This is a genomic window from Mucilaginibacter panaciglaebae (genome assembly GCF_039539265.1).
Lineage (GTDB): Bacteria > Bacteroidota > Bacteroidia > Sphingobacteriales > Sphingobacteriaceae > Mucilaginibacter > Mucilaginibacter panaciglaebae.
The window spans coordinates 100,602-121,170 of record NZ_BAABCV010000006.1 but is presented as its reverse complement, the minus strand read 5'-3'; the positions used below and the strand labels follow the sequence as shown (position 1 = coordinate 121,170).

Below are 20,569 nucleotides of genomic sequence, written 5' to 3'. Positions count from 1 at the left end.
CATGAACCATTAACTACTTACGCCGAACAAGTCACGCAGCCTTCTTCCATTGAGCAGGTTGGGCCGGCCGGTATTTCGTCGGCAACTTGTTGTACCACTTCCGGTATAACCGGGTCCATGTTTTTGCCGCCTTGATTTTCAACAGTGAATTTAACCGCTTGCGATGCTGCCTGTGTACGCAGGTAGTACATACCGGTTTTCAAACCTTTTTTCCAGGCGTAGAAGTGCATTGAAGTCAGTTTCGAAGCGTTTGGTGAGTTGATGAACAAGTTCAATGACTGCGACTGGCAGATATAAGCGCCACGGTCGGCAGCCATATCAATGATGTCACGCATCTTAATCTCCCAAACAGTTTTGTATAAGTCTTTCAAATCTTGCGGAATCTCAGCAATATCCTGGACCGAACCATTTGCACTGATGATCTTATCTTTCATGGTGTTGTCCCAAATACCAAGATTTACCAGATCGCGCAGCAAATGTTTATTTACGATGATGAACTCACCGCTTAATACACGACGGGTGTATATGTTTGAGGTATATGGTTCAAAGCATTCGTTGTTACCCAAAATTTGCGAAGTCGAAGCAGTAGGCATTGGTGCTACTAAGAGCGAGTTACGCACACCGTGGTTCATTACGTCTAAGCGCAGATTTTCCCAATCCCAACGGCCGCTTTCAGGTTTTACTTTCCAAAGGTCAAACTGGAACTCGCCTTTTGACAGTGGCGAACCTTTAAAGGTTTCATAAGGGCCATCTTTTATAGCCAGGTCCTTTGATGCCGTCATAGCAGCAAAGTAGATGGTTTCAAATATCTCTTTGTTCAGTTGCTTTGCTTCCGGGCTTTCAAATGGCATACGCAGCAGGATGAAAGCATCGGCCAAACCTTGTACACCTAAACCAATAGGGCGGTGACGCATGTTTGAAGTACGCGCTTCTTCAACCGGGTAGTAATTATTGTCGATGATCTTGTTCAGGTTAACAGCAGCCTGATAAGTTACTTCGTACAATTTCTCATGATCAAATTTACCTTCGCGCACAAAACGTGGTAAGGCCAGTGAAGCCAGGTTACAAACCGCAATCTCATCAGCAGATGTGTACTCTAAAATCTCTGTACACAAGTTCGAACTTTTAATAGTACCCAGGTTTTGCTGGTTAGATTTGCTATTGGCAGCATCTTTATATAACAGGTAAGGTGTACCGGTTTCAACCTGGGCATCCAATACTGCAAACCAAAGTTCTTGTGCTTTGATCACTTTACGGGCGCGGCCTTCTTTCTCGTATTTTTTGTAGAGTTTTTCAAATTCTTTACCATGGCAATCAGCTAAGCCAGGTGCTTCGTGCGGGCAGAATAAGCTCCAGTCCTCATTAGCTTCAACGCGCTGCATGAACAAGTCAGACACCCAAAGTGCGTAAAACAAATCGCGCGCACGCATTTCTTCTTTACCGTGATTTTTACGCAGGTCCAAAAATTCAAAGATATCCGCATGCCAAGGCTCTAAGTAAATAGCAAAGGCGCCTTTACGTTTACCGCCGCCCTGGTCTACATAACGGGCTGTGTCGTTAAACACACGCAGCATCGGGATGATACCATTGCTGGTACCGTTAGTACCGCTGATATATGAACCTGTCGCGCGCACATTGTGAATGCTCAGGCCGATACCACCTGCGCTTTGCGATATCTTAGCAGTTTGTTTTAAAGTATCATAAATACCATCAATACTGTCATCCTTCATGGTTAACAAAAAGCATGATGACATTTGCGGTTTTGGAGTACCTGCGTTAAACAAAGTAGGTGTAGCGTGCGTGAACCAACGCTCACTCATCAGATTGTAAGTTTTGATCGCACTGGCTATATCCTCTTTGTGGATACCTACCGATACACGCATAAACAAATGTTGCGGGCGCTCGGCAATTTTGCCATCCAGTTTTAACAGGTATGATTTTTCCAGAGTTTTAAAACCGAAGTAATCAAAACCAAAATCGCGATCATAAATAATGCTGCTATCCAGTTCTTCAGCATTTTTTTCAATGATCTCATAAACATCATCAGCCAGTAACGCAGCGTTTTTACCCGTTTTGGGGTCTATATAGGTATGCAGGTTACGCATGGTGTCTGAGAACGATTTAACCGTGTTTTTATGCAAATTTGATACAGCAATACGCGATGCCAATAACGCGTAGTCCGGGTGCTTGGTGGTTAACGACGCCGCAGTTTCGGCAGCAAGATTATCCAGTTCTGACGTAGTAACACCATCAAATAAACCTTCAATTACTTTTTTTGCCACATCGACCGGATCAACCAGTGCAGGGTTTAAACCATAGCACAGCTTTTCGATGCGTGCGGTTATTTTGTCAAATTTTACAGACTCTTGTTTACCGTCTCTTTTTACTACGAACATAATTTTGGCATTTTATGGCTGGACTGGACCCAACCGGGGTTACTATTTATTTATTTAACTGGATGCTATATCTTATTGATTAAAAATCTTCGTCTAAAGAAAAAGATTTGTTTTCCTGATTGTTCAATACACCGCTCTTCTGGTAATCACCTACGCGTTTCTCAAAGAAATTGGTTTTGCCCTGCAGTGATATCATTTCCATAAAGTCAAACGGATTGCTTGCGCCGTATACTTTATCATATCCTAACTCAGACAACCACCTGTCAGCAACAAACTCTATATACTGGCTCATCAACTTAGCGTTCATACCAATCAAACTAACCGGTAAGGCGTCATTGATAAATTCTTTTTCTATCTCAACAGCATCAGTAATAATGGCAGTTGCTGCTTCTTTTGATAACTTGTTTTCTAACATGCGGTAAAGCAGGCAGGCAAATTCACAGTGCATACCTTCGTCGCGCGATATCAATTCATTGCTAAAGGTTAAGCCCGGCATTAAGCCGCGTTTTTTTAACCAGAATATAGAGCAGAAACTACCTGAAAAGAAAATCCCTTCAACCGCAGCAAAGGCTATTAAACGCTCGGCAAATGTGCCGTTGTTTATCCAACGTAGTGCCCATTGCGCTTTTTTACCTACACATGGCACGGTATCAATAGCATGAAACAAGCGGTCCTTCTCGGTTGGGTCTTTTACATAAGTATCAATCAGCAACGCATAGGTTTCAGAGTGGATGTTTTCCATCATGATCTGGAAACCGTAAAAACAACGGGCTTCAGGCAACTGCACTTCGCTCATGAAATTAATTGCCAGATTTTCGTTCACAATACCATCGCTTGCGGCAAAGAAAGCAAGCACATGTGAGATAAAATGACGCTCGCCCGAGCTTAGATTTTCCCAATGTTTCATATCATCAGAAAGATCAATTTCTTCGGCGGTCCAAAAACTGGCTTCACATTTTTTATACATCTCCCAAATAGCCGGGTATTTGATAGGAAGAATAACAAAACGATCCTTGTTTTCCTTTAATAGTAATTCAGTTTCCTCTGCCATGCGCTTAATGCTTTATATTTAATTCTTAACCTTTCAAACTTTATTCACCGAAGCTTTATGGCTGGTAAATTTTAGTCGACAATGCCACACAGCAGTTAATTTTAATTGACGATAACTTCAATTATCATCTAAACTACTTAGTCAATCGCCCTCACCAATCGCCACAAAACTACGTCTATACAGTGTGTGCCGGCGTGTCCGCCGTTTGATAAATTTGAAGCCCTTAAAACTCAAAACCGACAAGGTCGCCGGCATTCAGGAGCGTTTTAAAGAACTTGTAATCCAAAGATAGGCTATGATTTTTTTGGTTGTTAGTGATAGTTATTCACATCACCTATAAGTTATTCACAAACTTTTTGTTGATAGTCTTAGCCACTGAAAAAGAGCCTGTTAAATAAATATTATCGGAATGTGACTTTTATCGGCAGGCAATTTGTTATGTCGCCGGCACAAATTTCATTGACAGCGAATTCACGCAGTGTCTTATATTTTTTGGAGTTAGGTATTCGCCTTCGAAAACGTGGCCCAGGTGAGCGCCGCAATTTGCGCATACAATCTCAGTACGGCGGCCATCGGCATCAGATATACGTTTAACTGCGCCAGATATCTCATCATCAAAACTTGGCCAGCCACAGTGCGACTCAAATTTTGATTCAGAAGTATAAAGCGGGGTATCGCAGCGTTTACATACATACAACCCCTGCGCTTTGTTATTTAACAAAGCACCGGTGAAAGGGCGCTCAGTACCTTTATGCAGTATTACCCACTCTTCGTCCGGGGTTAATTCATTGTATTTCATATTAATTTAAATTAAGTAGCTGAGTTATTAAAACGACATTTCTATGGTCGCCTTGCTACAAAATACGACAAAAAATTGGTCGCGATTGTTCTTGGGGAGGATGTTTACATGAGGGTGACGAGAGAAAATACAAAAACAAAAATTTCGTTTCTCGCTATTGCTCGAAATGTCGTTTTTTATTATGCTGATAAGATAAATTACCCGCCTATCATCCCCATCAATTCCTCATCACTGATGATAGGGATATTCAGTTTTTGTGCCTTTTCCAATTTAGACGGCCCCATATTGTCGCCGGCTACCAGGTAATTAAGTTTGGCCGATATACTGCTCAGTATCTTACCACCGTTTTGTTCGATGATATCCTTCAGTTCATCGCGCGATTTTTCGAATGTGCCTGATATAATAAAGGTCTTGCCAGCCAATGCTTCACTTTGCAGCACCACCTCTTTTTCTTCGGCCACAAACTGTAAGCCGGCTGCTTTTAGTTTTTTTATTTCCTCGCGATGATGTTCATTGCCGAAATATTCAATAATGCTATGGGCTATCCGGTCGCCTATCTCCTCGGCGACAACCAATTCATCCAATGTAGCGGCCATCAGGTTATCAATGTTTTTAAAATGCACGGCCAGCTTTTTGGCTACGGTTTCACCGATGTAGCGTATCCCCAAACCAAACAACACCTTTTCAAAAGGCATCTGCTTCGATTTTTCAATACCGTCCAGCATGTTGTTGATAGATTTTTCACCGAAACGTTCCATCTTTTTCAGGTCGTCAATTTGCTCGTACAACTTATACAGATCACTGATATGGTGTATAAAACCGCGCTGATACAGTGCCTCTATAGTCTCGTCGCCCAAGCCATCAATATTCATAGCCTTTCGACCAATAAAGTGCTGTATCTTACCCGTGATCTGCGGCGGGCATCCCTCATCATTAGGGCAGTAGAATGCGGCTTCGCCCTCTACCCTGGTTAACGGTGTAGCGCAGGCCGGGCATTCGGTTACATAGTCTATAGTCGGTGCACCCGTCACGCGTTTTTCCATGTTTACGCCGATGATCTTGGGAATGATCTCACCACCTTTCTCGACAAATACCCAGTCGCCTTTATGCAGGTCGAGGCGCAGCATTTCATTGGCATTATGCAGCGTAGCACGTTTTACGGTTGTGCCTGCGAGCAATACCGGTTTTAGATTAGCCACCGGGGTTACAGCCCCGGTGCGACCCACCTGATAAGTTACCGCCAGTAATTCGGTCTGCACCTGCTCAGCTTTAAATTTATAAGATATGGCCCAGCGAGGGGATTTGGCCGTAAAGCCCAGCTCTTCCTGCTGGGCGTAGCTGTTTACCTTAATAACGATACCGTCAATATCATAGCTCAGGTCGAAACGGCGCTTGTCCCACTCTTTTATAAAAGCCAGTACGTCATCCATCGTATTACACAGGCGGCTATGTTCATTTACATGAAAACCCCAGCTTTTTACAGCTTGCAGACTTTCCCAATGAGTTTTGAATGGCGGCCTTTCGGCATATAAAAAGTATAAGAAGCAGTCCAGCGGACGTTTAGCTACCTCGCTCGAGTCCTGCAGTTTCACAGTACCTGAGGCAAAGTTTCTCGGGTTAGCGTAAGGCTGCTCGCCGTTTTCTACACGCTCCTGGTTCAGGCGCTCAAAGGCTTTCAGGTGCATAAACACCTCTCCGCGTATCTCAAATTCGGCAGGGTAATCGCCATGTTTGAGTTGTTTGGGGATGCTTTGTATGGTCTTTACGTTGGTGGTTACGTCGTCGCCCTGTGTGCCGTCGCCACGGGTTACCGCGCGGATAAGCTTGCCGTTCTGGTAAGTCAGGCTCATGGAGAGGCCGTCAAATTTCAGTTCGCACACGTATTGAAAATTATCGCCTATAGCTTTGCGGATGCGTTGATCAAAATCCAGCAACTCCTGCTCATTATAGGTATTACCTAATGATAGCATGGGCCAGCGATGCCGTACCGTTTGAAATTCTTTAGTAATAAAACCACCCACTCTTTGTGTAGGCGAATCGGGGTCTAAAAACCCGGGAAACTGCTTTTCGAGCGCAGCCAGCGTTTCCAGTTTTTTATCAAAATCAAAGTCGGATATTGTTGGCATGGCCAGCACATAATAGTTATAAGTATGCTGCTTTAACTCGGCCGATAGTGCCTCAATTTGTTGTTTTGCTTCTGCAGGTGACATAGGAGCGAAGATAAGGATTTGACCATTCAAGGCGCCAAAATTTCAATCTTAAAAAACATCCTTACTAAAAATTAAACTTTTTTTCGGGGCTGATGTCTTTATGATAATTAACAACAGACAATACAGCCATGAAAACACTAAGAAGAATTTTATTTGTATCGGCAGCTTTGCTGCTATTTTTAGCCGTCGATAGTAATGCACAAATTGTAGTTAAAACCCGCTTGTATCACCACGGCCGTGTGGTTGTACGCCCCGCACGTCCATCGGCACATCATGTATGGATTGAAGGCGAATGGGTGCCAAAAGGCCGTACTTATGTTGAGCGCCCAGGCTATTGGGCCGTAGCTCCTCGTCCTCATGCAGTTTGGGTTCCGGGCCATTGGGATCATCGCCGCGGCGGTTATGTATGGGTTGCCGGTTACTGGAGATAAATATTGCCAGCCGTGTTAAAAAGCCCGTCTTGTTTTAAGGCGGGCTTTTTTATGTTCTTAATAATCGTATTATTGTTATAATGAAACGACTATTTACCAACCTTACCTTTCAGGTACTTGTTGCTATTATTCTGGGCATTATTGTGGGGCTTTACTTTAAGTCATTTGCCCCGACCGCACAGTTGATCAGCAAGACATTTATCAGCTTAATTACTATGCTGATTGCTCCCATTATATTTTTCACCATTGTGCTGGGCATTGCCGGCATGAACGACATGAAAAAGGTGGGCCGTGTGGGCGGTAAGGCTTTACTGTATTTTGAGATCGTCACCACGTTTGCGCTCATCATTGGTGTAACTGTAGCCAACTTTGTGAAACCCGGCGAGGGTTTTGTAACAACAGTTAAAGCCGATATCAGCAAACTTGAGGTGTACCAAAAAGCTGCTTCCGAAATGCATTGGAGCGACTTTATATTCCATATTGTGCCCGGCAATGCTTTCGACGCTTTTGCCAAAGGCGATATTTTGCAGATACTTTTCTTTGCGATCCTCTTCGGTTTCGGGTTGAGCCGTATGGGCGACTCGGGCAAAGTAGTAACCGACCTGTTTGAGAAACTATCTAAAGTTTTTTTCAATATCATGCACATCGTAATGAAGGTTGCCCCTATAGGTGCCTTTGGCGGGATGGCTTATACAGTGGGCACTTACGGCATCGAAACGCTTCGCCCGCTTGCTTTGCTCATGACATCGGTTTATATCACCATGGCGTTGTTCATTTTTGTGATATTGAACCTGATCTGCTACATTTATAAATTCAGCTTTTGGAAATATCTTAAACATATTAAAGAAGAAATACTGATTGTTTGGGGTACTTCATCGTCTGAAACTGTTTTGCCTGCCATGATGGAAAAGATGGAAAAATTTGGCTGCTCGCGGTCGGTGGTAGGTTTGGTAATTCCGGCAGGATATTCTTTTAATTTGGATGGGACGACGATCTACCTGTCTATGTCGGTGATATTTTTGGCGCAGGTATTTCAGATACCGCTATCACTAGGTCAGCAGTTAAGTATCATTGCTATATTAATGATCACTTCAAAAGGCGCCGCCGGTGTAACGGGCAGCGGGTTTATTGTGCTTACCTCAACGCTGGCAGCTATTAAAGTTATACCGGTTGAAGGTGTAGCGATATTGCTCGGCGTGGACAGGTTTATGTCAGAAGCACGGGCCATTACCAATATGATTGGCAACGGGGTTGCCACTATTGTTATTGCGAAGAGTGAAGGGGAGTTTACCAGCCCTTCCTAATCTTTCCCGGCAGGGAGGACTTTTAATAGAATCTTAATAACCATCAGTCTCCTCTACCGGGGGAGATTTAAAAGGGATATTTGTAAATTTTTCATCATCAAACAAAAAATTAGTACCCCAAATCCTTAGCGGGCGAAAAATAATTTTAGCTTTGCGATAAAATAAGAAATCAAATACCAATGAGCGTTCTCGTAAATAAAGATTCTAAAGTTATAGTTCAGGGTTTTACAGGCAATGAAGGCACTTACCATGCATCGCAGATGATTGAATATGGTACGCAGGTTGTTGGTGGTGTTACGCCTGGCAAAGGTGGCCAAACTCATCTTGACCGCCCGGTTTTTAATACCGTTGCTGATGCAGTTAAACAAACCGGCGCTAATGTTTCTATTATTTTCGTTCCGCCTGCGTTTGCCGCCGACGCTATCATGGAAGCTGCCGAGGCAGGTATTAAAGTTATTGTTTGTATCACCGAAGGTATCCCAACCAAGGATATGATTGCGGTTAAAGAATATTTGTCTGACAAAGACGCGCGTTTAATTGGCCCTAACTGCCCCGGAATTATCACTGCCGACGAGAGCAAAATTGGTATTATGCCGGGCTTTATCTTTAAAAAAGGAAACGTAGGTGTGGTTTCAAAATCAGGTACGCTGACTTATGAAGCGGTTGACCAGGTGGTTAAAGCCGGCTTAGGTATCACTACTGCCATAGGGATTGGTGGCGACCCGATCATTGGCACTCCAACCAAAGAAGCGGTTGAGCTGTTGATGAACGATCCTGAAACTCATGGCATTATCATGATTGGCGAAATTGGCGGTGGTATGGAAGCCGAAGCTGCACGCTGGATCAAAGCAAACGGTACCAAACCTGTTGTTGGTTTTATTGCCGGACAAACTGCGCCTCCGGGACGCCGTATGGGCCACGCCGGTGCTATTGTTGGCGGTGCCGATGATACTGCTGCAGCCAAGATGAAGATCATGGCAGAATGCGGCATCCGCGTAGTTGCCTCACCTGCCGAAATTGGTGCGGCAATGGCCGAAGAACTGGCGAAGAAAGCTTAAAGTAAAACGCGGAAGGTAAAAGATTTCGCTTTAGATATAAGAATCCCGGTCAGTTTGGCCGGGATTTTTTGTATAACACAGCTTAATAGAAATTATTATCTTAGCAGCCATTTAATACTAACATGAATAAATTTTACGGAACAGGGATAGCGATAGTTACTCCTTTTCTTGCAGACGGGCAAGTGGATTATGACGGGCTTAAAAACCTTATCGATTATTTAATTGATGGCGGTGTGGAATACATCGTGTCATTAGGTACAACAGGCGAGAGCGCCACATTATCTGCCGAAGAAAAGAAGAAGGTTTTTGCTTTTACCGCCGAAGCTGTTAATGGCCGTATTAACCTGGTTGCCGGTATAGCCGGTAACAATACCGCCGATGTTGTAGAACAGATCAAAGCGTTTGAAATTACGGGTTATGATGCTATACTTTCGGCAAGCCCGCAATATAACAAGCCAACCCAGGAAGGTATTTACCAGCATTATAAAGCTATTGCGGAGAACTCAAAACTGCCTATCTTGCTATATAACGTACCAAGCCGCACTGGCAGCAATGTAAGCGCAGCTACCACCGTACGTTTGGCTAATGATTTTAAAAACATTGTAGGCATTAAAGAAGCGTCGGGCAATTTTGAGCAGATTAACCAGGTTATGCGCGATAAACCCGAAGGTTTCCTGATGATATCTGGCGACGACCCGATCAGTTTCCCTATGATAGCGCTGGGTGCTGTTGGTGTGATATCGGTAGTGGGTAACGCCTTACCGCGTCAAACATCTGACATGATCCGCAAATGTCTGAACTATGATTTTAAAGGCGCTCAGAAAGGGCACTACGATTTGCTGAACATCACACGGCTATGCTTTGTTGACGGCAGCCCGGCGGGAGTTAAAACCGCCCTTAAACAATTAGGTATTTGCGGCGATACGGTACGCTTACCACTAGTGCAGGTTAGCGAGGGAGTGAAAAACGAAATCATTGCGGAAGTTCAGAAATTTAATAAAAACTAATGCTGTATCATCAGCATAAAAGAAAAGGCAACTTTAACAAGTTGCCTTTTCTTTTATAAAAAAACCCCGCTGCGTGCAGCCGGGTTTTGTCAGTCAGATACCCGAGGTATCCTCAAGCTTTGTTTTTTGTTTCCTGAACTTCCAGGCGAATAGCTTGTGCAAGGTTTTTCAAGTCCTGCATCCCTTTGCGAACACGGGTACCGGCTGCACTATTACCCTTGTTGTAAAACTTGTCGGCATCAGCTTCCAGCGATGCGATAAGGTTTTTTACTTCAGTAAATTTTTTCATCAGTTAACTCCTTTTTAAATATTTGAGGTTTTTTGTTTTATTGTAGCTAAGCTAAACTGTTTTTATCAAAAAAAAAATACTTTAAAGCGCTTTAAATACGGTTTTTTTCCACATTTATAGGCGGTTTTACCTATATACTTTATCGATTTTTATGGCATTTCAGACTATTATTTATCAGTATTATAATATTTTTTTCCTTTTAAATAATATAAGGCTATTTAGATGATAAAATTGGGTATATATCAACCTTATAATGCCCGTTTAACAACACACCAAACTACATAAATTAGTGACTAACTATTGCTAAAACTGCAAAATTTCCTCCGGGTCGCAGTTATTTACTTTTTTATGCTGCTGATATTCTTTAAAATCATAAATAATGGCTGCTTCTGGCCCTTGCTCCCTCCCCCATATCCATTTCCCAAAAGCAGATCTATCTTGCCATCGCCATCTATATCGCCGGCATCCATAGTCATACCGTTGTGAAATGGCGTATTTAAAGGTAGCGTGTAAGCCTGGAATTGATAGTTACCTTTGTTTTCTAAATATACAAAAGCCTGCCGCGGCTTAACGTCGCCTGGAAACTCACTTATGGTAGCTATATCCAGATCTCCATCTCCGTCAAAATCTTTAGCAATAGCCTTATAACAGCCATTTATAGGATAGAAGTATTTCTGCGTGAACTTACCATTGCCATCATTAAGATAAATATATACGCCGTGATAAGGTTTTAATATCTGGCTAAAGTCGCCGTTATCACCACACGTGTAAATAATATCTTTAAAACCGTCTCCATTAAAATTAACCAGATCAAATGAGCTTGAACCATATGATGGTGGGAAACCTAACACTTTTTTCTCTTCAAAATTACCTCTGCCGTCGTTGGTATAAAAAAAGATCCCCTCGTCCCCCTGTGCAAATAGTGCCCAAATGTCAGGATGATGGGTCTTGTTATTATAAGTGATTATTGTTTTGATACAGCCGGGCTTATCTCTGATTATGTGTTCCTTCAATTTACCGCCCGATCTGTCAACCCAGCTTAATCTGCCCGTAATTTTACCAAACTGAGCAATTAGATAGTCTTTAAGTCCATCGCCGTTTAGATCAATAATATCGGTAGATAGCGCCCTGCCTAATCTAAAAAATACAGGTTGTGCAGCTGGCGTGATCTTGCCGTCTTTCCCGATCCTGATCTCTTTTATAAAACCATTTTTGAAATTATTTGCCCACAGATCTTTGCCGATGTGAGTAGCGGTTATCTTATCATCCTGAAACAATAGATTCACAATTGCGCCATCCATAATGCGCGAACCCAGCGTCTTACCCCGACTATCAAGTATAATGAGCCGGTTGTTTAATCCATTTGCAACAATCAATCTATGCGGCTTTACACTTTCATCAATTTTTACATATGATGTCATTGCGGATGTAGAGTCCCACTCGGCGGGAGACGGCCGTATCTCGAAGATAGGTAATTGATGAATAGGCTCGGCCACTTTAGGAACAGGCAAGCGCTCCGGGGCTTTAGCCATAAAATAAGCCTGTATCTGAGCCCATTTTGCCGAATCAATTTGAGCCGTGTCAGGCATATAGCTGGCATCACTTTCAAGGTCGTTCACCATTGATTTTTCACCGTCAGACTTGATACCAAGATATCGTCCCATTACGGGTAATACATGGTTATGCCAGCTTTCTTTATTTATTAAAGAAGGATTTGGCAATTGATGGCATGACTGGCAGTACTGTGCCGCCAAGGCCTGCCCTTTGCCTACATCATCAGCCGAAAAAGTCTCGTTTGCTTTACTATTAGTTGCCTCACTGCAGCGCACCAGGGCAGCAATTATTAAAACAAGTAAAGTAATAACAACTAATTTGTTAGACAAGCGCATATTTGGTTTTTGACAGGCTAATTTATAAAATATATAAAAGAAAATGCCACCTGTAAGCAGATGGCATTTATTTATTCATTATTAAAATACCCGTTATTGCGCCTCAGCAACCTTCTTGCTGTAGACACCGGCTTTCAGCTTCTCGCCCATAGCACTGTAGGCGTCCAGAGTGCGTTGCACATCTTCCAGGCTGTGTGCAGCAGTTGGTATTAACCTTAACAAGATCAATCCTTTTGGAATAACCGGATAAACCACTATAGAGCAGAATATACCCCATTGTTCGCGCAGGTCGCGGGTTAAGGCAGTGGCCTCATATAACTCGCCTTTTAAGTACACCGGAGTAACCATGGTATTGGTAACACCAAGATCAAAGCCGCGCGCTCTTAACCCATTTTGCAGCGTGGTGGAAATTTGCCACAGTTGTTCGCGCAGCTCGGGTTTGGCTTTCAGTAATTCAAATCGCTTTTTAAGGCCTATAACCATCGGCATTGGTAAGGCTTTGGCAAATATCTGCGAACGCATATTGTAGCGCAGGTAGTCAATTATCTGTCTGTCGGCAGCCACAAAACCGCCTATACCGGCCATTGATTTAGCAAAGGTGCCAAAGTAGACGTCTACGCCCTCCACACAACCTTGTGCCTCGTGGGTGCCTGCACCTGTTGGGCCCATGGTACCAAAGCCATGCGCATCATCAACCAATATCCTGAAATCAAATTTCTTTTTCAGGTCGATGATCTCATTTAGCTTACCTTGTGCACCAGACATGCCAAATACGCCCTCAGTGATTAGTAAAATACCGCCGCCTGTTTGCTCGGCTAAACGGGTTGCACGTTCTAATTGCTTCTCGCAGCTCTCCAGGTCATTGTGCTGGTATACAAAACGTTTACCCATATGCAGACGTACGCCATCAATGATACACGCATGCGACTCGGCATCGTAAACAATAACATCATTACGCGTAACCAGAGAGTCGATGATTGACACCATACCCTGATAACCATAATTTAATAAAAACGCCGCCTCTTTACCTACAAATTCGGCAAGGCCATTCTCTAACTCTTCGTGATGGATGGAGTTTCCAGACATCATCCTGGCACCCATTGGGTAGGCCATTCCGTAATCAGCTGCAGCTTTAGCGTCAGCTTCACGTACTTCTGGATGGTTAGCTAATCCTAAATAATTATTCAGGCTCCAAACTAAATGCTCCTTACCATTAAATTGCATATGCGGAGCAATCTCTCCTTCTAACTTAGGGTATGAAAAATACCCGTGCGACCATTTTTGATGCTGCCCGAGCGGGCCGCCCATACTACTGATAATTTTGTCAAATAAATCCAATTCTATCTCCCTATTTATCGTTTCAAATATGCAAATATACGCTTTTGTATCTTTTGTCGGGTATCTGGTAGCCAAAGCTTTGCGTAATATAACAAAAAAGGGGGAGATAAACTAAGCTACCTCCCCCTTTTATATAAACTAATGCATCGTAGATCAGTCTACGTTATCGTGCAAAAATGAGTTGCTGTCGCGGATCTCAATTTTACCCTCGCTATCAGGCAGCAAAGAGAAACGTGATACCTGGCTTTCGTTTGAGGCCGGTGTTTCCTGCAAGGCTACTTCTTTACGTTTATAAGCCGGAACATTCTCTAACTCCTGAATGTTGCCGCTGCGCAGTTTCATGCTCAGATCTTTTAAACGCATAATACGCTCGCGCGATTTACGTAGCTGCTCCTCAATCGACTCATCGGTCTTATTATCGTCGGCATTAACTACAGGTTCAGGTTCTGCAGTAGCAACTATCTCCTCCTGCTCAACTTCAGCTTCAAAATTAATGATAGTTTCGGTTTCAGGCTCCGCCAGTTTAAAAGTAAACTCAGGCAGTTCGGTTTCATTCTCAGCTATAGGCTGTTCTTCAACTTCCTGAAAATTATATTTGATCACCGGCTCGGATTGCTTTTCATCGGGCCGGGCAGCTGCAAATAAATCAAATAATCCGGCTTGTTGTGTTTGTTCTTCTTTTGGCTGTTGTGGTTGGCCCTTCATGTATGGTTCAGCAGGCGTACCTTCTGTAACTGGATTAATAAAATCATTAACCGGCCTTACCAGAGGTGCATCAGGAACCAGCATATTTACAATTTTCTTGCTGCTAAACTCTTTTTCGCGCTCATCTTTAGTTTGGAAACCGGTAGCAATAATGGTTACCGATAATTTATCGCCCAAATTCTCATCACGGCAGTTACCCCAGATCAGGTCGGCGGCTAAGCCGGCTTCTTCCTGAATGTAATCAGTAATGATGCTCACTTCGTCCATAGTCACCTCTTTCTCACCCGAGCTGATATTTAACAGGATGTAGCGTGCGCCTTCAATTTCGTTATCTTTTAATAATGGTGATGACAAAGCACCTTCAACTGCACGCAGGGCCCGGTTTTCGCCTTCGGCAGCGCAGCTACCCATGATAGACACGCCGCTATCCTTCATTACGGTACGCACATCTTTAAAGTCGACGTTTATATAGCCCGGCAACGTAATGATCTCTGCGATGCCTTTAGCGGCTGTGGTCAAGATATCGTCGGCTTGTGCAAACGCAGACCCAAGTGTTAAGTTGCCAAAAATTTGACGCAGACGGTCATTTGATATCACCAGGAACGAGTCAACATATTTTTTCAGCTCTTCCATACCCTCTTCAGCCTGCATTTTACGACGCTTGCCTTCAAAAGAAAACGGAGTGGTGATGATCCCTACGGTCAGGATATCCAGTTCGCGGGCAGCTTTAGCAATAATAGGGCTTGCACCGGTACCTGTACCGCCGCCCATACCTGCAGTAATAAACAGCATTTTAGTATTTGGGCCCAGCATCTGTTTAATATCGTCGATATTTTCGATAGCCGAATTTTTGCCAACCTCGGGTATTGAGCCTGCACCCATCCCCTCTGTTAAACTTGCTCCTAATTGTACTTTGTTTGGTATAGGGCTTAACTCCAATGCCTGCGCATCAGTGTTACAAATTATAAAGTCGACCCCGGTAATACCTTGCTTGTACATGTGGTTTACTGCATTACCACCGCCACCGCCAACACCAATAACTTTGATGATTGACGATTTTTCTTTTAACATCTCAAATTGCATAATCCTAATTTTCAGCTATGTATAATTCGACGAATCTTAGATTTCACCATTGTAATATTAGTACTTTTTCCACAAGGTTTTTCCACAAATGTCTATAATGTGGAAAAAATGAACGATGTTGAAAAGTTAACTAAACATTCCATCAGCCCCACCCAAACCCTCCCGGTAGGAAGGGCTTTTGATAGCCCCTCTAAATCTCCCCTTCCAGGGGAGATTTAGAGGGGACTGGTTGGCTTTACTTCAAAAAGTCCTCGTCCTTAATATCGTCTTTAATAAATTTCTTTCCGCTCTCTAATATTTTGCCAAATAGCCCGAATTTTTTTTCTTCGGTATATTTGGTTTTATCCACTTTAGCCTCAGTTGGCTGCTGTACTTCGCCAATATATTCCATCTTCTGAATACCTTTTATCAGCAAACCGATACCAGTAGCAAACGTCGGACTTTGCAGTTCTTCATATATGTTTTTAGGCAGATGCTCGTTTTTGGCCAAATGCTCGTTAGGGTAACCCACGCGGCAATCCAGGCCGGTAACAAACTCTACCATTTGGGGCAGGTGTTTTAGCTGCGCCCCGCCGCCGGTAATTACGATGCCGGCAATCAGTTTTTTCTCGTAGCCTGATGATTTGATCTCATAATACACATGCTCAACAATCTCTTCCATGCGGGCCTGGATAACATATGCCAGATTTTTTACTGATATTTCTTTAGGTTCGCGGCCACGAAGCCCCGGAACACACACAATCTCATTTTCTTTGTTTTCATCAGCCAGCGCCGAACCGAAACGTACTTTCAGCTGCTCTGCGATGTTACGCATTACCGAGCATCCTTCGCGGATATCCTCCGTTACACTGTTACCGCCAAATGGAATCACCGCAGTATGACGGATAATACCCTCGTGGAAAATCGCCACGTCGGTTGTACCGCCACCAATATCAACCAATACCACACCTGCTTCTTTTTCCTCGTCGCTTAATACAGATTCTGATGATGCAAGCGGCTCAAGTATTAGCTCCTGGCTTTCCAGATGCGCTTTGTTAACACATTTCACAATATTTTTGATAGCGGTAACCTGCCCTGATATGATATGGAAGTTGGCTTCCAGACGTACGCCCGCCATGCCGATGGGATCTTTGATACCGGGCTCGCTGTCGACAGTAAATTCTTGCGGCAGTACATGGATGATCTCCTCGCCGGGAGGCATTACCAGGTTGTACATGTCCTCGATCAGTTTGTCAATGTCTTTGCGGCTGATCTCTGACTGCAGATCGCGACGGGTAATTAAACCACGATGCTGTAAGCTTTTAATATGCTGACCTGCGATGCCAACGTTTACCACTCTGATTTCGACGTTTGATTGGGTACCGGCTATGTCAACAGCCGAGGTTATGCCCTGTACGGTTTTGTCAATGTTTGATACTACCCCACGAGTTACACCCGCAGATTCGGCTTTGCCAATGCCCAGGACTTCGATCTTGCCGTTTTTACTACGACGGCCAACAATTGCGCAAATTTTAGTGGTACCGATATCTAATCCCACTACAATTGGCGAACTTTTTTCTTGTGTTGAACTCTTATCCATATTTACTGTATTATTTGAGATGTGTCTTTTTTAATTAATTTGGTTGAGTCGGCGATGGCTTTCATTCGTAGCGAGTCTGCCTTCGAGTTTTTAACCCCGATTATCTGGTTAGCGTATTTAATGTTAATGATCTTGTAAGCATCCCAGCCAACCTGAGGTAATGCCTGTTTGTAAAATGCCATCAGGTTTTTAAACTTCATATCAAGGGAGTCGGCGTTACCCAGCAAAATGCGCTGGCTGCCTACACGCGGTATCAGTTCTATTTCATGACCTTGATTTACATAGATCTGACCTATTTGTGCGTCCCATAAAGAATCACCACGGATATAGGAAACCGTTTTAAACAAGTCGCGCGCCAGGGCAGTATGCAGCGTATCTACCTTATTGCCAAATGGCTCTTCAATAAATCCGTTGGCGGCCAGTACCCTTGCCGTAAAATTGGCGGAAAGCGGAATTTTTAGACCGTTTTTGTCAATATAAAAGTCCTGATCGTTTTGGTTCATCACCCGCATAATAGGTTCGCGTTGCTCGATTTCAATCATTAGCACACCATCCATATCAGCATAAACCTTAGCAAATTCAACAAAAGGATTTGCTTTCAATTTATTCTCCAGCTGATGCATGTTGATGCGGTCTATCCTGCGGCCAACCAATGTAAAGCTGCTTAGTTGCAAAATGCTTTCAACCTCTTTTTTATCGATGAAATATTGACTGCCGGGGATGTAGATCCTCACATCTTTACAAACCACCTCAGTTTTCTTTACTTCAATGAAACTCATGAGCACCACCAGGCCACCCAGGCTTATCAGCCAGATAAAACTAAGTAGCAGGATGCGCCATATAGGTTTCTTAAACATTTTGTAAAGCACTTTTTAATGGTTGTACCAACTGATCAATATCGCCTGCGCCAACAGTAAGCAATAACTCGGGCTGTTCTGATCTTACTTTATCTATCGCCGCCTGCTTGCTCAAGATCTGCCGGTTTTCAAGCTTCATCCGATCAAGAATTATGGCCGATGTTACACCTTCGATCGGTAATTCGCGGGCCGGGTAAATATCCAGCAGCAGCAATTCATCGCTCATATCCAAAACCTCAGCAAACCCGTCCACAAAATCGCGGGTACGGGTGTACAGGTGAGGTTGAAAAATTGTTGTGAGTTTTTTGTTTGGATATAACTTTTTGATTGAAGCGATCGCCGCCCTTAATTCTTCAGGATGATGCGCATAATCATCAATGTAAATATGATCTGGCGTTTTTACGATATATTCAAATCTCCTTTTCACCCCTTTAAATGAATTCAAGGCGCTCTTAATAGCATCGGCAGAAACACCCAGCAGCAAACCGACTTTGGTGGCCGCTACCGCATTTTCGATATTATGTAATCCGGCAATACCCAGCTTGATATTACTGATATTAATGTCGCCGCTTACAAAGTCGAAGTAAAAATCACCGTTCTCTACACGGATGTTTTGAGCTACAGCATCAGCATCACCGTTGATACTGTAGGTAAATCCGCCGTCCAAAGGCAAGCCTTTGCGGCGAATTAATGTACCTCCCGGTTTGATCTGCGAGGCGTATAAACGAAACGACTCTGTTAGTTGAGAATGATCGCCATAAATATCCAGGTGATCAGCATCCATCGATGTTACAATAGCGACATCAGGATACAGGGTCAGAAAGGAACGATCATACTCATCAGCCTCAACCACCACGATATCATTATTACCAAACAGCACATTGGTTTGATAGTTAGACGCTATGCCACCCAAAAATGCTGAGCAATCTTTACCCGAATCTTTCAGAATGTGCGCTACCATACATGAAGTAGTGGTTTTACCATGCGTACCTGCCACTCCAATGGTAAATCTGCCTTTGCTTATCAATCCTAAAACTTGCGACCGTTTCCACAACGTAAAACCTTTGCGCTGGAAAAAGCCCAGAATCTGAGAATCTTTCGGGATAGCAGGGGTATAAATAACCAGGGTATTATCATCCACATCGCGGAAGCTTTTTGGCACCGCCTCGCAGTTATCCTCAAAAACAATCTGAATACCTTCGTTGCGCAATTCGTCGGTAAGGTCGGTCGGCGTTTTATCATAACCGCAAACAATACAACCCAAATGAGCAAAATAACGTGCAAGGCCGCTCATGCCTATGCCGCCTATGCCTACCAGGTAAACCCGTTGTATGTTGCGTAATTCCATGTCTTCTCTAAAAAGCCCCGCCTCCGAAACCGAAGGCGGAGCTAAGATTTAATTATTAATTGTTATTTGTATAACCTCTTTCGCAATAACTTCATCGGCATTGGGCAAAGCCATTTTACCGATGTTGTCGCTTAATTTCTTTTGCAAATCTTTGTCCTTTAAAAGCTCTAAAGCTTTCTCTGTTAATTTTTCTTCAGCATCGCGGTCGGCCACAAAAATTGCGGCTTGATCATGTACTAAGGCAAGTGCATTTTTGGTTTGATGATCTTCGGCAACATTTGGCGATGGCACCAGTATAACCGGCTTTTTAACTACACATAACTCTGCGATAGTACCTGCACCTGCTCTTGATATGATGACGTCAGCAGCGGCATAAGCCAAATCCATGCGGCTTACAAACTCCACAATACGCACGTTTGGATGATAATCTTCACCCAGTTGGTCAATGATGCTCTTATAATAGAACTTACCGGTTTGCCAGATCAACTGAACATCGGCAGCGATGATCTGATCTAAATGCGCCAGTATGCTGTTATTTAAAGTACGTGCCCCCAAACTACCGCCGGTAACCATAATAGTTTTCTTTTCTGCGGACAGTTTGTAAAGCTCCAGGGCCTGCAAGTGCTTACCTGCAACATCCACCGACTCGCGCCTGATCGGGTTGCCGGTTTTGATCAGTTTATCTGCCGGAAAGAATTGCTCCATGCCATCAAAGGCCACACATATCTTTTCTGCCTTTTTGCCCAGCCATTTATTAGTAATGCCGGCATACGAGTTTTGTTCCTGAATCAGGTAAGGCACTCCTTTCATTGACGCCGCGTATAACAACGGACCAGATGCATAACCACCTACGCCAACCGCAGCGTCGGGCCTAAAGTCTTTAATAATTTGCAGCGCCTTGCTCACGCTGTTGAACAACTTAACCGGGAACAACAAGTTTTTCCAAACCGACTTACGCTGTATACCCTGAATGTTCAGGCCAATAATTTTATAACCGGCAGCAGGCACTTTCTCCATTTCCATGCGGCCGTTAGCTCCCACAAAAAGGATCTCAGTAGCCGGGTCAAGCTTTTTCAAAGCATTGGCAATAGCAATAGCCGGGAAGATGTGCCCTCCGGTACCGCCACCGCTAATAATTATCCGTTTGCCTTTTGCCATTTTAATTTTGTCCATACACCATGGTCAATAGTCCATGGCATTTTTATTTCATTTAACTAATATCTGA

At 43.6% G+C, this 20,569-nt stretch carries 16 protein-coding genes; 4 read left to right on the top strand and 12 right to left on the bottom strand.

Features of this window, described 5'->3' with window-relative positions; all coding sequences use genetic code 11:
• Positions 1–17: 17 nt before the first annotated feature.
• The 4 genes from ABD772_RS09770 to ligA all read right to left on the bottom strand — a co-directional run bounded on the left by ABD772_RS09770 (position 18) and on the right by ligA (position 6,456).
• Positions 18–2,396: a ribonucleoside-diphosphate reductase subunit alpha gene (locus ABD772_RS09770; protein WP_345103364.1), complete on the bottom strand. Its 2,379-nt coding sequence runs from the start codon at positions 2,394–2,396 to the stop codon at positions 18–20.
• Positions 2,397–2,475: 79 nt separating this feature from the next.
• Positions 2,476–3,447, bottom strand: coding sequence for a ribonucleoside-diphosphate reductase small subunit (locus ABD772_RS09765; RefSeq protein ID WP_345103362.1), 972 nt, complete (start codon positions 3,445–3,447; stop codon positions 2,476–2,478).
• 436 nt (positions 3,448–3,883) lie between these two features.
• On the bottom strand, positions 3,884–4,246 hold the full coding sequence (locus ABD772_RS09760; RefSeq protein WP_345103360.1) for a methionine-R-sulfoxide reductase: 363 nt from the start codon (positions 4,244–4,246) through the stop codon (positions 3,884–3,886).
• A gap of 197 nt (positions 4,247–4,443) precedes the next feature.
• Complete coding sequence (gene ligA / locus ABD772_RS09755) at positions 4,444–6,456, bottom strand: NAD-dependent DNA ligase LigA (RefSeq protein ID WP_345103358.1); 2,013 nt, start codon at positions 6,454–6,456, stop codon at positions 4,444–4,446.
• Between the two features lie 128 nt (positions 6,457–6,584).
• Between ligA and ABD772_RS09750 the strand changes: the two genes are divergently transcribed.
• The 4 genes from ABD772_RS09750 to dapA all read left to right on the top strand — a co-directional run bounded on the left by ABD772_RS09750 (position 6,585) and on the right by dapA (position 10,256).
• On the top strand, positions 6,585–6,887 hold the full coding sequence (locus ABD772_RS09750; protein ID WP_345103356.1) for a hypothetical protein: 303 nt from the start codon (positions 6,585–6,587) through the stop codon (positions 6,885–6,887).
• Between the two features lie 80 nt (positions 6,888–6,967).
• Entirely contained in the window at positions 6,968–8,191 is a 1,224-nt protein-coding gene (gene dctA / locus ABD772_RS09745; protein ID WP_345103354.1) for a C4-dicarboxylate transporter DctA, read from the top strand.
• Positions 8,192–8,370: 179 nt separating this feature from the next.
• Entirely contained in the window at positions 8,371–9,249 is an 879-nt protein-coding gene (gene sucD, locus ABD772_RS09740; protein ID WP_345103352.1) for a succinate--CoA ligase subunit alpha, read from the top strand.
• Positions 9,250–9,371: 122 nt separating this feature from the next.
• Positions 9,372–10,256 carry a 4-hydroxy-tetrahydrodipicolinate synthase gene (dapA, locus tag ABD772_RS09735; RefSeq protein ID WP_345103350.1) on the top strand — a complete coding sequence of 295 codons (885 nt, stop codon included), beginning with the start codon at positions 9,372–9,374 and terminating at the stop codon, positions 10,254–10,256.
• 112 nt (positions 10,257–10,368) lie between these two features.
• Here dapA and ABD772_RS09730 read toward each other — a convergent pair whose 3' ends face one another.
• The 8 genes from ABD772_RS09730 to murG form a co-directional block, all read right to left on the bottom strand.
• Positions 10,369–10,545: a histone H1 gene (locus ABD772_RS09730; protein ID WP_345103348.1), complete on the bottom strand. Its 177-nt coding sequence runs from the start codon at positions 10,543–10,545 to the stop codon at positions 10,369–10,371.
• Between the two features lie 338 nt (positions 10,546–10,883).
• On the bottom strand, positions 10,884–12,428 hold the full coding sequence (locus tag ABD772_RS09725) for an FG-GAP repeat domain-containing protein (protein ID WP_345103346.1): 1,545 nt from the start codon (positions 12,426–12,428) through the stop codon (positions 10,884–10,886).
• Between the two features lie 99 nt (positions 12,429–12,527).
• Positions 12,528–13,772, bottom strand: a complete 1,245-nt coding sequence (locus ABD772_RS09720; RefSeq protein ID WP_345103344.1) for an aminotransferase class I/II-fold pyridoxal phosphate-dependent enzyme — start codon at positions 13,770–13,772, stop codon at positions 12,528–12,530.
• A gap of 153 nt (positions 13,773–13,925) precedes the next feature.
• The gene (gene ftsZ / locus ABD772_RS09715; protein WP_345103342.1) at positions 13,926–15,560 is read right to left on the bottom strand and encodes a cell division protein FtsZ; all 1,635 of its coding nucleotides are present in this window, start codon (positions 15,558–15,560) and stop codon (positions 13,926–13,928) included.
• Between the two features lie 235 nt (positions 15,561–15,795).
• Entirely contained in the window at positions 15,796–17,139 is a 1,344-nt protein-coding gene (gene ftsA, locus ABD772_RS09710; RefSeq protein WP_345103340.1) for a cell division protein FtsA, read from the bottom strand.
• A 2-nt stretch (positions 17,140–17,141) separates the two neighbouring features.
• Positions 17,142–17,996, bottom strand: a complete 855-nt coding sequence (locus tag ABD772_RS09705; RefSeq protein WP_345103338.1) for a cell division protein FtsQ/DivIB — start codon at positions 17,994–17,996, stop codon at positions 17,142–17,144.
• On the bottom strand, positions 17,989–19,344 hold the full coding sequence (murC, locus tag ABD772_RS09700) for a UDP-N-acetylmuramate--L-alanine ligase (RefSeq protein ID WP_345103336.1): 1,356 nt from the start codon (positions 19,342–19,344) through the stop codon (positions 17,989–17,991). The genes ABD772_RS09705 and murC overlap by 8 nt, the downstream gene beginning before the upstream one ends.
• A 48-nt stretch (positions 19,345–19,392) precedes the next feature.
• Entirely contained in the window at positions 19,393–20,517 is a 1,125-nt protein-coding gene (gene murG, locus ABD772_RS09695) for an undecaprenyldiphospho-muramoylpentapeptide beta-N-acetylglucosaminyltransferase (RefSeq protein WP_345103334.1), read from the bottom strand.
• Positions 20,518–20,569 lie beyond the last annotated feature (52 nt).

Coding starts and splice junctions, on each gene's coding strand:
- ABD772_RS09770 (WP_345103364.1), bottom strand. CDS start 2,396: ATGTTCGTAGTAAAAAGAGACGGTAAACAAGAGTCTGTAAAATTTGAC.
- ABD772_RS09765 (WP_345103362.1), bottom strand. CDS start 3,447: ATGGCAGAGGAAACTGAATTACTATTAAAGGAAAACAAGGATCGTTTT.
- ABD772_RS09760 (WP_345103360.1), bottom strand. CDS start 4,246: ATGAAATACAATGAATTAACCCCGGACGAAGAGTGGGTAATACTGCAT.
- ligA (WP_345103358.1), bottom strand. CDS start 6,456: ATGTCACCTGCAGAAGCAAAACAACAAATTGAGGCACTATCGGCCGAG.
- ABD772_RS09750 (WP_345103356.1), top strand. CDS start 6,585: ATGAAAACACTAAGAAGAATTTTATTTGTATCGGCAGCTTTGCTGCTA.
- dctA (WP_345103354.1), top strand. CDS start 6,968: ATGAAACGACTATTTACCAACCTTACCTTTCAGGTACTTGTTGCTATT.
- sucD (WP_345103352.1), top strand. CDS start 8,371: ATGAGCGTTCTCGTAAATAAAGATTCTAAAGTTATAGTTCAGGGTTTT.
- dapA (WP_345103350.1), top strand. CDS start 9,372: ATGAATAAATTTTACGGAACAGGGATAGCGATAGTTACTCCTTTTCTT.
- ABD772_RS09730 (WP_345103348.1), bottom strand. CDS start 10,545: ATGAAAAAATTTACTGAAGTAAAAAACCTTATCGCATCGCTGGAAGCT.
- ftsZ (WP_345103342.1), bottom strand. CDS start 15,560: ATGCAATTTGAGATGTTAAAAGAAAAATCGTCAATCATCAAAGTTATT.
- ftsA (WP_345103340.1), bottom strand. CDS start 17,139: ATGGATAAGAGTTCAACACAAGAAAAAAGTTCGCCAATTGTAGTGGGA.
- ABD772_RS09705 (WP_345103338.1), bottom strand. CDS start 17,996: ATGTTTAAGAAACCTATATGGCGCATCCTGCTACTTAGTTTTATCTGG.
- murC (WP_345103336.1), bottom strand. CDS start 19,344: ATGGAATTACGCAACATACAACGGGTTTACCTGGTAGGCATAGGCGGC.
- murG (WP_345103334.1), bottom strand. CDS start 20,517: ATGGACAAAATTAAAATGGCAAAAGGCAAACGGATAATTATTAGCGGT.